We start from the raw sequence: 13,407 nt of genomic DNA on the forward strand, positions 1-13,407 counted from the left end.
GCAAATGAAAAAGTATTTCCCCTTTATTGCCAAATACCGAACAGCCATGATTCTGGGACCGCTCCTGGCTATCATTGATGTTTTCGGAGAAATCGTACAACCCATGCTCATGTCCGACATTGTGGACATTGGTATTAAAAACGGTGATGTTCATTATATATTGAAAATGGGTGCTACCATGATCGGACTTTCACTGGTGGCAATTGTTGGCGGTGTTGGTAATGTGTATTTTTCGTCCAAATCTTCCGTTGGTTTTGCCAGCGAATTACGTAAAGGATTATTCAGTAAAATTCAGGAATTCTCTTTTGCAAACATTGATACTTTCAGCAGCGCATCACTTGTTACCCGGCTCACCAACGATGTCAATACGTTACAACAGGTAGCCATGATGTCGCTGAGATTATTGATCCGGGCTCCGCTGATGCTGATTTGTGCTGTCATTTTTGCTTTGCAGATTAACCGGGAACTCACGATCATTATTGCGGTAGCTATTCCGGCGCTGAGCCTTGCCATTTTTTTAATCCTAAAAAAAGGAATTCCCTATTTTACAAAGATGCAGCAAAAGCTCGACAAGGTAAACGGGGCGATTCAGGAAAACCTTACAAATATCCGTGTTGTAAAATCATTTGTGCGAAGTGATTTTGAAAAGCAAAAATTTGCCGTGGCGAATAAAGACCTGATGGATATGTCTGTCAAAGCTTCAACAATCGTGGTCCTGATTATGCCCGTCATGATGCTGATTATGAACATCTCCATTGTAGCAGTGGTATGGTTTGGCGGAAATAAAGTCATGCAGCGAGACATTCAGGTTGGCCAGCTGATGTCATTTATCAGCTACATCACACAGATACTGATTGCACTGATGCTTCTTTCCATGACCATCATGATGTTTTCAAGAGCAACGGCTTCTTCGAAACGGATTATGGAAGTGTTGGAAACCAAAATCGATATAAAAGATAATGCGGCTACAGCAGACAAAAACTCTCGGGTAACCAAGGGCAAAGTCGAATTCCGGGATGTTTGTTTTAAATACAATCCTGACAGTGAAACATTTGTATTAAAAGATATAAGTTTTACTGCTTCTCCCGGAGAACTGATCGCGATCATTGGTGCAACGGGATCGGCCAAAACCAGCCTGGTCCAGCTTATACCCAGGTTATATGATGCGACCGAAGGACAGGTCTTGATTGATGATCAGGACGTCAGAAATTACACTTTGCATCACTTAAGGGAAGCTACGGCTACGGTTCTTCAGAAAAACGTTTTGTTTTCCGGTACGATAAAAAGTAATCTTAAATGGGGTGATCCCGAAGCATCCGATGAAGCCATTATTGCAGCAGCAAAAGATGCCCAGGCTCACGATTTCGTCATGTCCTTTCCGCTGCAATATGAAACAATACTCGGACAGGGCGGCGTGAATTTATCGGGAGGGCAGCAGCAGCGCCTGTGTATAGCAAGAGCGTTAATCAAGAAGCCCACAATATTGATTCTCGATGACAGTACAAGTGCGGTAGATACGGCAACGGAAGCAAAAATCCGTGAAGCGTTACAGCAAAATCACAGCCAGACAACGACATTCATCATTGCCCAGCGTATCAGTTCTATTGAAACCGTTGACCGGATCATCATCATCGATGATGGTCGGATTATCGGTGTGGGAACCCATAATGAGCTTTTGAAAGACAACGCGGTTTATCAGGAAATTTATCAGTCGCAGCAGCAAAACGAAGTAATGGCATCATGAGCGAAAGAAAAACAACATCCACTCCGGCTCCCGGAGGAATGCCGGGCGGCGGTGCCACCAGAAGGTTTTCTGCCGAAAAGCCAAAAAATACGAGTTTGACCATTCGCAGGCTCTGGGGCTATCTGCAAAAAAACAGACTTCAGCTAATCATTGTCGTTGGGCTTATTCTGATCAATACCGGGGCATCGCTAACTGGTTCTTACCTGCTGCGACCGGTTATTAACGATTATATTATTCCAAAAAATTATGACGGGTTACTGAATATTTTGGGTTTTATGCTTGTGATTTACTGCGCCGGAGCTACCGCCGCTTATTTGCAGAGCAGGTTTATGATCATTATTTCTCAGAAAACAGTAAACCAGATCCGTAATGATCTGTTTGGTAAACTCCAGGCTTTGCCTCTGCCCTTCTTTGATTCCAACAGCCACGGAGAACTCATGAGCCGTTTCACCAATGATGTGGATCTGATCAGTGAATCTTTAAACAACAGCATCACTCAAATATTCACGAGCATCATTACCCTGACTGGTACATTTCTGCTCATGTCATACATCAGCCCGCTTTTGACACTGGTAACGCTGGTTATGGTTCCGCTGATGTTGTGGCTCGCTTCGCAGGTTATTAAAAGAAGTAAAAATTATTTTATCGAACAGCAAAAAGCCGTTGGTGCAACTAATGGATACATTGAAGAAATGATCACTGGCGTGAAAGTCGTTAAAGTTTTTGGCCATGAACAGAAAGCTGAAAATGATTTCGAAAAACTAAATGAAGACCTGAGAGAAAAAGCGACCAAAGCCCAGATGTACTCCGGCATGATGATGCCGATTATGATTAACATGAGTACAATAAATTACGCTTTAACAGCTACAATAGGTGGTTTACTGGCGGTAACCCGTGGGCTTGACATCGGAGGTCTGGCTTCCTTTCTTCAATATTCAAGACAGTTTGGAAGACCGATCAACGAACTATCAAGCCAGATAAATAGTCTTCAGGCGGCGCTGGCCGGAGCGGAACGTGTATTTGAAATGATGAACCGCGAGCCCGAAGCGCCGGATGTAGAAAATGCTGTTGAGCTAAAAAATGTTGAAGGAGAAATAAAGCTAGAAAACGTAACCTTTGGCTATAATGACGATAAAATGATCCTGCATGACATCAGTCTTTGTGCCAGACCGGATCAAAAAATTGCCTTTGTGGGTTCAACCGGCGCAGGTAAAACGACGATCATAAATTTGCTTCCGAGATTTTACGATATCCAATCCGGCAAAATATCGATTGACGGTATCGACATCCGGAAGGTATCCAGAGAAAGTCTGCGTAAATCGATTTCTATGGTTTTGCAGGATACGCACCTTTTTTCAGGGACGGTGATGGAAAATATTCGTTACGGCAGGTTGAATGCAACAGATGAAGAAGTAGTTAAAGCAGCTGAACTTGCCAATGCACATTCGTTTATTTCAAGAATGCCTCAGGGGTATCAGACGGTGCTGGAAGGCGACGGAAGTAATCTGAGCCAGGGACAAAGACAGTTGCTGAATATTGCCAGAGCAGCCGTTGCGGATGCTCCGATTTTGATCCTGGATGAAGCGACAAGTTCGATCGACACCAGGACAGAGAAACATATTGAACAGGGAATGGACACACTCATGAAAGGCCGTACTACTTTTGTGATTGCCCATCGTTTATCGACGGTCCGTAACGCCGACGAAATCATCGTTCTGGAACAGGGCCGCATTATTGAACGCGGTAATCATCAGGATTTGATACTTAAAAAGGGGAAGTATTATCAGTTGTGTACCGGGCAATTTCCCTAAATGTAACCTTCGTTAACATCCGTTAACAATCCTCAAAATTTGGTTTCTACATTTGAATTATTATATTTGAGAGTTACACATACTATATCAAGATTCCGTCCCCATAATTCCAATCAATCTTGAATTCATTATAAAAGTATGAATTTTTCAATGTACTGATCCCAATCAGCATCATGACAAAAAGAACTTTTGTATTGTTTTTTTGCCTCGTTCAAACACTGGCCTTTACGCTGCTTACCGGACAGTCGCAGGCTTGTTATAAGGCAGAAATAATACAGAGTGACTTTTCTCCGCACGTAAGCTCGCCTTCGGACATACTATTAGAAAATGAAATCTGCGAAGATATTTGTGAAAATGAACCCGTCATTCGAGCTGATGAAGCTGAGTGGAAAGAAAATCTCACAAACCTGCTTCGGCACAGACATTCAACATACCGGTTTTCTTCCTTCGAAGTTGTTCCATCTGCATTTCTTGATTTTGTTCCGGGATTTAAGATATTTTCCCGTTTTGTAAAGCCTTTTTCCTTATACAAAAGCGTAACAATCTTACCTGATTATTACAGCTTTCTCCATCTTCTCTGCCCTTTCTAGGCTTCTTCTAACCTTATTTTCTAAATTCTGATTTACAATCTGCAGTCGCGCGGTTGTTTTCGGCCGGCACTTTGTGTCCTGCCTTGTCAGTCATGACCGTTCAATTCATTTGGCAGGCTCTCACCTGCTGAGCTATTTCTATTCCCACCTTTCAAACAATCATTTTTAACTTCACCTACTCATCATGAAAAATCACTTATGGCCTGCATTTATACTCCTTGGTTTATTTACTACCGGATGTGCCACGCAAAGCCAGGACACTGTGGAAGACAAAGACAGTGTCAGAACAATACCTGTAACAGAGCTAAAATCGCAGAAAACCGCAATGCACCGCGAGTACGTGGGTGATATTCATGCGGTTAAAAATGTGGAAATATATGCCAGAGTAAAAGGTTACCTGGAGGAAGTTTATGTAGACGAAGGTAAAGAAGTAAGAAAAGGCCAGGTCCTTTTCAGGATCAATAACGAAGAATATGAGTCAAATCTGGCCAAGGCAAAAGCGAATCTTCAAAGCGCCGTTGCGGAAGCAAAAGGTGCCGAACTTGAATTAAAACGTGTCAAACTCCTCGTTGAGAAAAATGTTATTTCCAAAACAGAAGTAGAAGTCGCAGATGCAAAACTTGCCGCCGCGAAGGCCAAAATAGAAGAAGCGAAATCGGAAAGATCGACGGCTGCTTTGCACCTGGCACAAACACAGATAAAAGCTCCGTTTGATGGCGTTATTGATCGTTTACCTTACAAAACCGGTAGTTTGATCAATGAAGGAACGTTGCTTACAACGCTTTCAGATACAAAAAATGTATTTGCTTATTTTAATGTCTCTGAAAACGAATATTTGGAATATAAAAAGGCAAGAGGCGCGGCATCGAATCAAAATGCCATTGTAGAACTGGAACTTGCAGACGGTTCCTATTTCAAACACAAAGGAGCCATCGAAACCATGGAAGGTGCTTTTGATGAAGGAACCGGTTCAATTGCTTTCCGTGCAAGATTCGCAAATCCTGAAAAATTACTTAAACATGGCTCAACAGGTACAATCCGCCTGACAAACACCGTCGAAAATGCCATTCTTGTCCCACAGAAAGCTGCCTTTGAGATTCAGGACAAAAGCTTTGTTTATGTTGTTGATAAAAACAATAAAATCAAAACCAGAAGTTTTACGCCTAAGTCCAGGTTTGCCAATTATTATGTGGTTAAGTCCGGGCTGGAAGCCGGAGACGTTATCGTGTATGAAGGAATTCAGGGTTTAAAAGACGGAGCAACAATTTCTCCCAGAACCGTCTCCATGGACAGTATTAACGTAGCATCAAAAGTCGAACTGACAGCACGTTAAAAGCAACCCGATTCCTCATTATAAACTTTGAATTATGTTTAAAACCTTCATTGAAAGGCCAGTGCTTTCACTGGTCATATCTTTATTTATAACACTTTTGGGGATCCTGGCATTTTTTGGTCTGCCCGTTTCCCAGTTTCCTGATATTGTACCGCCTTCAGTTGTTGTAACCGCAACTTACACAGGTGCAAATTCCGAAGTATGCGTGGATGCTGTTGCCGTTCCGCTCGAAAAGGCAATTAACGGGGTTCCGGGGATGACCTACATGAATACCGTTTCCGGTAATGACGGAGTTACGACAATCACCATATCCTTTAATGTAGGCGTGGATCCCGATCTTGCTGCTGTAAACGTTCAAAACCGGGTTCAGACTGTGATAGATGAACTTCCTGAGGAAGTAATCAAAGCCGGTGTGACGACTGAAAAAGAAGTAAACAGTATGCTCATGTATCTTGATATTATGAGTTCTGATTCATCCGTCGCAGAAGATTTTGTCTACAACTTTGCCGATATCAATATTCTGAAAGAACTAAAAAGAATAGATGGTGTCGGCAGGGCGGTCATCATGGGCAGTAAGGATTATTCCATGCGCGTATGGCTTAAACCGGATCGAATGATCAGCTACAATGTTTCATCTGAGGAAGTTGTTCAGGCAATTCGAGATCAGAATGTTGTGGCAGCGCCGGGAAAAACAGGTGTGAGTTCCGGTCGTGAAGTTCAGGCATTACAATATGTATTAAAATACACCGGGAAACTTTTTGAACCGGCTCAATATGAAAATATCGTCCTGCGCTCGAATCCCGATGGCTCGATGTTAAAGTTGAAGGATGTTGCCGACATCGAGTTCGGAAGCCTGGAATATGATGTGGCATCCAAGTCAAACGGAAAACCTTCTGCATCGATCATGCTCAAACAACGACCGGGTTCGAATGCGCAGGAAGTAATTGAAAATGTGAAGAAAAAAGTAGCGGAATTAAAAGAAACTTCCTTCCCGCCCGGTATGGACTATGCTGTTTCGTATGACGTTTCGCGGTTTTTGGACGCATCTATCCATGAAGTAGTCCGCACATTGATCGAGGCGTTTATCCTGGTAATTATAATCGTTTACCTTTTCCTTCAGGATTTCCGTTCAACGCTGATTCCAGCGCTGGCTGTCCCCGTTGCATTAGTCGGGACTTTTGCTTTTATGCAAATGTTCGGGTTTTCAATAAACCTGCTGACGCTTTTTGCATTGGTTCTTGCCATTGGTATTGTGGTAGATAACGCCATCGTCGTCGTCGAGGCCGTTCATGCAAAAATGGCCGAAAAACATCTTGATGCCAGAGAAGCCACTATTGAATCGATGAAAGAAATGAGTGGCGCAATCATTGCGATCACGCTGGTAATGTCGGCGGTATTTGTTCCGGTGGCATTTATGTCTGGGCCTGTCGGTGTTTTTTACCGCCAATTTTCGATTACATTGGCTATTTCAATTGTCATTTCGGGTATTAACGCATTAACACTAACACCTGCACTCTGTGCTCTGATGCTGAAAAATACGCATGGACAGCCTTCTAAAAATACGCCATTGGATCGCTTTTTCAGGGGATTCAATAATGGGTATGACGGCATTTCCAACAAATACAGAAAACTGCTTTCCCGTATTGCCAGCCGCAGGGTGGTCACCGTGGGGCTTTTACTTGCATTTTGTATCGGCACATATGGAATTAACACGATACTCCCGACCGGGTTTATACCAACCGAAGATCAGGGTGTGATCAATGTCAATGTAACCACGCCGGTAGCGGCTACAGTTGAAAGAACCGAAGCGGTTTTGGATGAAATTCAAAAAGTAGCTCAGGCATTAGGACCGGTTGAATCTGTTTCGACTTTATCCGGATACAGCCTGATTACGGAATCATCCGGTTCATCCTACGGTATGGCCATGATCAATCTTAAACCCTGGGACCAGAGAGAGGCTTCCGTCAGCGACATTATTTCTGAAATGGAGCAAAAAACAAAACACATCACGGATGCCGAAATTCAGTTTTTCCCACCTCCTACTGTACCCGGTTTTGGTAATTCAAGTGGTTTTGAATTGAGAGTACTGGATAAAACAGGCAGTGATGACCTTCAAAAAACCGCGGCGATTACCAATCAGTTTGTTAAGGATTTAATGGCTTCGCCAGAGATCGCCGGTGCTTTCAGCAGTTTTGACGCAAGTTTTCCGCAATATATGATTCATGTTGATCCGGATATTGCAGCCAAGAAAGGGGTCTCTGTTGAAGTAGCCATGAGTACGCTGCAAACCCTGATCGGAAGTTTATACGCTTCAAATTTTATCAGGTTTGGGCAAATGTACAAGGTAATGGTACAAGCTGAACCCAGCTTTCGAAAGAATCCCGAGGATATCCTAAAATTGTATGTAAAAAATAACCGGGGAGAAATGGTCCCGTTTTCCACGTTTATAAAACTTGAAAGGGTTTACGGACCGGAACTGCTTACCCGTTACAATATGTACACGTCGGCGATGATCAACGGAGATGCTGCTCCGGGATACAGCAGTGGAGATGCAATTAAAGCAGTTGAACGCATTGCGAAGGAAAAATTACCGAAAGGATTCACCTACGAATGGTCCGGAATGACAAGGGAAGAAATCCTATCGGGAGATCAGGCAATGTACATTTTCGCTTTGTGCCTGCTTTTCGTTTATCTGTTGCTTGCGGCTCAATACGAAAGTTTCCTGCTTCCGCTTCCCGTAATTCTCTCTTTACCAACCGGTATTTTTGGCGCCTTTCTATCACTCAAACTTCTGGGGCTGGAAAATAATATCTACGCCCAGGTTTCTCTCGTCATGCTGATTGGTCTTTTAGGTAAAAATGCCATTCTGATTGTAGAATATGCCATTATCAGACAAAAAGAAGGCCGCAGTGTTCTGGAAGCAGCTTTGGAAGGCGCAACAGAACGGCTTCGTCCTATTTTGATGACTTCCTTTGCTTTTATAGCAGGCTTAATTCCACTCGTAATTGCTTCCGGAGCAGGTGCAATAGGGAACCGTTCTATCGGCACAGCTGCCGCAGGCGGTATGCTAATCGGGACACTTTTCGGAGTGATCATCATCCCGGGGCTCTATATTTTGTTTGGCGGTGTGAGGACGCCCAAAGCAAAAGCCCGGGTGGTGCATGAAAAAGAAGAAGTATTGCTTGGCTAAGCCAATTCCTGTTCAGATAGCCGGTGATTGTACCGGCTGTTTATTTCCAATCAGAATAACCTATAAATGAAAACATATAATAAGATCAACCCTCTTATTTTAGCGTGCATCCTGTTTGTCAGCGGTTGTAAACTAACCAAGCCGGTACAGCAAAATGCTGCCATAAAAGCTCCCGTCACCTTTGAAGGCCAAAGTGATTCTATCGGGATTGGCTCAATGAAATGGAGCAGCTTTTTTACGGATAAAAATTTAGTCGCACTGATAGATACCGCTTTGCAGAACAATCTGGATTTAAAAATGGCCGTTCAGCGCATTGAAATGTCAAGATCAAATGTGCTGATCAGTCAGGGATTATTGCTGCCATCAGTCGGTGCAGAGGTATCAGGCGGAGGACGAAAGTTTGGCGACTACACGATGGACGGTGTCGGTAATTATGACACCAATTTCTCAGGAAACATAGATGCAAATCGCAAAATCCCCGGACCGTTTCTTCCTGATTATTTTGTAGGATTTAGAAGTTCATGGGAAGTTGACATTTGGGGTAAATTAAAAACACAGCGCAGAGCGGCGTATACAAGGTTTTTAGCAACTGAAAAAGCAAAACAGGCCATTACAACAAGTTTGGTTGCGCAGGTTGCCAGTATGTACTATGAATTGATGAACCTCGATTCCGAACGTAGTATCATCCATAAAAACATTGGCTTACAACAAACTGCTGTCGAAACGGTGAAGATTCAAAAGGAAGGTGGCCGCGCAAATGAACTGGCAGTCCAACAATTTCAGGCTCAATTATTAAACACAAAAAGCCTGGAAATCGAAATAGACCAAAAAATCATTGAAACTGAAAATCAGTTAAATATGCTTCTTGGCCGCTTTCCGCAGCGGATAATGAGAAGTACGGCAATTGAACAAAAATTCCCGCAGCAAATACAGGCAGGTATTCCATCGCAAATATTACGCCGGCGCCCGGATGTACAGCAGGCAGAACTGGAAATGCTCGCGAATTACTCGGATCAGCAGGCGGCGCGGCTCGCGTTTTTACCATCCCTGAATATTACGGCTATGCTCGGCTTCAATGCATTTAAAAGCAACTTATTGTTCAATCCCGGATCAATAGCCTATAATGCACTGGGTGGTTTAGCTGCTCCTCTTTTAAATAGAAAAGCATTGAAAGCCGGCCAAAAGAGAACCGAAGCCGCCAGTATAGAAGCGCTTTATGCTTACAACAAATCCATTCTGACAGGATTTCAGGAAGTCAGTACAAATCTTAAAAAGATTGAGAATACCAAAAAAATAGCGGGTTTCAAACGGGAAGAGGTTGCCGTTCTTCAGCAGGCAGTCACTACATCCCGTGATCTTTTTGTGACTGGCTACGCCTCTTATCTTGAAATTATATTGGCACAAAGAAGCGTATTGGAAGCAGAATTAACACTTACGGGCGTACAAAAAGAACAATATCTTGCTCTGATTGAATTGTACCGTTCGGTTGGCGGTGGGTGGGAGTAACGAAACGTGAATCTATTGAACTAAAAAGCGCGAATGAGAAAACCTCATCCGCGCTTTTTAGTATACCTGATTACCTATTTTTTCTTCGTTCCGGCCAAACTCGGCTCTTTCGAAATCTGGATCAGATCGGCCAGCATTCTGCCGGTTTCAGTTAAATAGATATCCTTTTTCTTTTTCACTTCTTTTGGAGCTTCTACCGCTTTTCCGTCAAGCTCTTCTTCATCCTCGTCACCCTCTTCGCCCAGTTGCTTCATGGCAAGTCTTTTCTTTTCAGCTTCCGCACGTTCTACCTTGCGTTTCGATTCCTGCAAAGAAACGACCTTATTTTCACGGGCTTTTTTAAACTCGTCCAAAGTTTTTACCAAAGTTTTCAATTCTTCATCAGATTTAAGTCTTTGGTTATACTTGTCTTTCAGCTGAGAAACAATTTTGTCGTTGATGTTTTTAGTGACTTCGTATTTAGAAGATGCGATCTGGTCCCATGGCAACGCACTTGGCTGTGATCCTTCTCCATATTCATTTGTCAAAAACGCAGTTGGCAATTCCAGATCAGGCATTACACCTTTAAGCTGAGTGCTGCTGCCGTTGATACGGTAGAATTTAGCAACAGTTAATTTTGCGTCACCCAGTGCTTCCGGATACTTAGGATCGTACTGATTCAGGTTGATTAACGTCTGTACCGTTCCTTTACCGTAAGTTTGCTCTCCAACAATAATTCCACGCTTGTAATCCTGAATTGCAGCAGCAAAAATCTCAGATGCCGAGGCACTAAAACGGTTCACCATAACTGCCATTGGACCACTGTAAGCAACCATCGGATCATTGTCAGACTGAATTTCAACTTCTCCCTGACTTTCTTTCACCTGAACTACAGGTCCGCGGTTTATGAATAAACCGGTTAAAGAAATTGCCTCCGTCAAAGAGCCACCTCCATTATTACGAAGGTCAATCACGATACCATCCACGTTTTCAGCCTGCAATTCAGTGATCAGTTTTTGAACATCACGTGTAGTACTTGAAAATTCTTTCTCTCTTTGCTGCGCACCTTCAAAGTCACGGTAAAACAGAGGAATATCGATCACACCAATTTTATAATCTTTTTTATTGGAGTTAATTGAAACAATTTCTTTTTTGGCGCGCTGTTCTTCAATCTTAATTTTTTCACGCACCAAACGGTACTCTTTCGGCGGTGTTCCTGCCAGTGCGTCAGCAGAAATAACCTGTAGACGAACAACCGTAGATTTTGCACCTTTGATGAGTTTGACGGCATCATCCACAAACCAGCCCACAATGTCCACAAATTTACCTTCGTCGCCCTGAGCAACACCAATAATTTTATCTTCCTTTTTAAGCTGTTTTCCTTTAAATGCCGGGCCGCCGGGTATGACTTCAACAATTTTAATGTAGTTATCTTCTTCACGCAGCATCGCTCCGATTCCTTCCAGGGACTGGCTCATATCCTGTTTAAAACGATCCGCAGCAGTAGGTGCCAGATAGCTTGTATGCGGGTCAAGTGACTCAGCATAGGAATTCATGAACATTTGAAAAACCTGCTCCGTACGAATCCGTGCCAGGGCGCGGTCTCTGTTTTTGTACCGGTCACGCAGTGCGCTTGCAACTGCAGTATCTGCTTTTCCTGACAATTTCAAATCCAGCGCTTCACTTTTCAGATATTTTCTCCAGGTGTCGTTCAACTCATCTGAACTTTTTGCCCACGGCGCTTTTTCACGATCTGTATTAATGGATTCGTCGGTTGAAAAATCGAATGGTTTAGCTTCTGTCAGCAACGACTGGATATAATCACTGCGTTCTTTGTAGCGCTTTCTGAACACATTATACATCTCAAAAGGAACATCCAACTCCCTTTTCAATAAATAATCATCGAATGAAAATTTGTACTTCTCAAAATCCGCTATGTCAGAAGCGAGATAATACAAACGACCATGGTCTATCCCATCAATGTACTTGCTAAACATCTCTGCCGATAACGAATCATTTAGTTTCGTCTTTCGGTAGTGATAGCTTGACAGAATACGGGTGGTCAGTTCCTCAGCCTTATACTGTGCCGGGATCGGTTTAATATCATCTCCTAATGAGGCTGTTTCTGCAACGGTGAATGTTCCTTTTTCCTGAACGGGACCACGCTGCCAACCTAGCAATACAACCGGAATAAGAGTTATTAAGTACTTTTTCATCGTTGAATGTTTGCTATTTAACTATTTCCAATAATTCAACCTCAAACACCAGAGCCGAGTAAGGCGGTATCTGAGGGCCTGCTGCCCGTTCACCATAAGCAAGCTGATACGGGATAAACAATTTCCATTTTGAACCAACAGGCATTAACTGAAGTGCTTCTGTCCAACCTTTAATTACGCCGTTAACCGGAAATTCAACCGGTTCGCCGCGTTCCACAGAACTGTCAAAAACCGTTCCATTGGTTAATGTTCCGTGGTAATGCGTTTTTACTTTGTCTGTCGCAGCCGGTTTTGGACCGTCACCTGCTTTTATAATGGAGTATTGCAAGCCGCTTTCGGTTGTTGTAACACCTTCCTTTTTCTTGTTTTCTTCCAAAAATTTTTCACCTTCCACACGAACAACTGCTCCTTTTTCTTCCATTTCCTTTTGCTTTACTGCTGATAATTTTTCAAAGTAACCTTGTAAAAAACTGTTTGCTTCATCTGTACTTAATACGGTCTTCCCGCCTTTAAGTGCCGCACTGATCGTTTTGGTCAGCACATCTGTATTGATACCGCTAATTCCCTGAGACGAAACTGAGTTTGAAAAACTTACACCGATTGCCGCTGATAAAGAATCCATCTGATTTTTGAGTACAACCGGGGCAGTTGCTGCTTTCACTGGTGTAGCCGGAGTTTTTTTAACGGCACTGACGGGTTTGGTTGGTTTCTTTGTTACTTGCGCGAAACTTTGTGTGGTTGCAAAAATTCCGCATACTACACCTGCTAAAAGGATTTTTTCTAATTTGTACATTCTGCTAAAAGATGGTCGGTAAAGTTTAAGTTTTAATCGGTAATTGTTATTAACGAACTCAATTACAACAAAAACACAATTAGTACCTAAAAAAGTTTTAAAAACATTCAGAATGCATGATAAACGGTGATTTATTTTGCAGGAAGCCCAGAACACAGAACAACTTGGAAAAATCTAATTTTAACCAATAGTTTTTTGGATCAAACATTCTTTTTTTACCAAAATATAGCCTACCTTTGCGGCTG

8 protein-coding genes are annotated in these 13,407 nt (G+C 42.8%); 6 read left to right on the forward strand and 2 right to left on the reverse strand.

Annotated elements, in window-relative coordinates:
- Positions 1-4 precede the first annotated feature (4 nt).
- From E0F88_RS11350 to E0F88_RS11375, 6 genes are all read left to right on the forward strand, one after another.
- On the forward strand, positions 5-1,744 hold the full coding sequence (locus tag E0F88_RS11350; protein WP_131958342.1) for an ABC transporter ATP-binding protein: 1,740 nt from the start codon (positions 5-7) through the stop codon (positions 1,742-1,744).
- A complete protein-coding gene (locus tag E0F88_RS11355; RefSeq protein ID WP_131958343.1) occupies positions 1,741-3,555 on the forward strand; it encodes an ABC transporter ATP-binding protein in 1,815 nt (604 codons plus the stop codon). The genes E0F88_RS11350 and E0F88_RS11355 overlap by 4 nt, the downstream gene beginning before the upstream one ends.
- 173 nt (positions 3,556-3,728) lie before the next feature.
- On the forward strand, positions 3,729-4,145 hold the full coding sequence (locus E0F88_RS11360) for a hypothetical protein (RefSeq protein WP_131958344.1): 417 nt from the start codon (positions 3,729-3,731) through the stop codon (positions 4,143-4,145).
- 184 nt (positions 4,146-4,329) lie between these two features.
- On the forward strand, positions 4,330-5,478 hold the full coding sequence (locus E0F88_RS11365; RefSeq protein ID WP_131958345.1) for an efflux RND transporter periplasmic adaptor subunit: 1,149 nt from the start codon (positions 4,330-4,332) through the stop codon (positions 5,476-5,478).
- 34 nt (positions 5,479-5,512) lie between these two features.
- A complete protein-coding gene (locus tag E0F88_RS11370) occupies positions 5,513-8,668 on the forward strand; it encodes an efflux RND transporter permease subunit (protein ID WP_131958346.1) in 3,156 nt (1,051 codons plus the stop codon).
- A gap of 66 nt (positions 8,669-8,734) precedes the next feature.
- On the forward strand, positions 8,735-10,174 hold the full coding sequence (locus tag E0F88_RS11375; RefSeq protein WP_131958347.1) for an efflux transporter outer membrane subunit: 1,440 nt from the start codon (positions 8,735-8,737) through the stop codon (positions 10,172-10,174).
- Between the two features lie 74 nt (positions 10,175-10,248).
- Here the strand turns inward: E0F88_RS11375 and E0F88_RS11380 are convergent, their stop codons facing one another.
- Positions 10,249-12,369, reverse strand: a complete 2,121-nt coding sequence (locus tag E0F88_RS11380; protein ID WP_131958348.1) for a carboxy terminal-processing peptidase — start codon at positions 12,367-12,369, stop codon at positions 10,249-10,251.
- A 13-nt stretch (positions 12,370-12,382) separates the two neighbouring features.
- Complete coding sequence (gene bamJ / locus E0F88_RS11385) at positions 12,383-13,162, reverse strand: BamJ family beta-barrel-assembly machinery protein (RefSeq protein ID WP_131958349.1); 780 nt, start codon at positions 13,160-13,162, stop codon at positions 12,383-12,385.
- Positions 13,163-13,407 lie beyond the last annotated feature (245 nt).

The sequence above is a fragment of the Dyadobacter psychrotolerans genome (genome assembly GCF_004349265.1).
GTDB classification, from domain to species: Bacteria; Bacteroidota; Bacteroidia; order Cytophagales; family Spirosomataceae; genus Dyadobacter; species Dyadobacter psychrotolerans.

Excerpts from the sequence above, each read along its gene's own strand:
- E0F88_RS11355 (WP_131958343.1), top strand. The coding sequence starts at position 1,741 with ATGAGCGAAAGAAAAACAACATCCACTCCGGCTCCCGGAGGAATGCCG.
- E0F88_RS11360 (WP_131958344.1), top strand. The coding sequence starts at position 3,729 with ATGACAAAAAGAACTTTTGTATTGTTTTTTTGCCTCGTTCAAACACTG.
- E0F88_RS11370 (WP_131958346.1), top strand. The coding sequence starts at position 5,513 with ATGTTTAAAACCTTCATTGAAAGGCCAGTGCTTTCACTGGTCATATCT.
- E0F88_RS11350 (WP_131958342.1), top strand. The coding sequence starts at position 5 with ATGAAAAAGTATTTCCCCTTTATTGCCAAATACCGAACAGCCATGATT.
- E0F88_RS11380 (WP_131958348.1), bottom strand. The coding sequence starts at position 12,369 with ATGAAAAAGTACTTAATAACTCTTATTCCGGTTGTATTGCTAGGTTGG.
- E0F88_RS11375 (WP_131958347.1), top strand. The coding sequence starts at position 8,735 with ATGAAAACATATAATAAGATCAACCCTCTTATTTTAGCGTGCATCCTG.
- bamJ (WP_131958349.1), bottom strand. The coding sequence starts at position 13,162 with ATGTACAAATTAGAAAAAATCCTTTTAGCAGGTGTAGTATGCGGAATT.
- E0F88_RS11365 (WP_131958345.1), top strand. The coding sequence starts at position 4,330 with ATGAAAAATCACTTATGGCCTGCATTTATACTCCTTGGTTTATTTACT.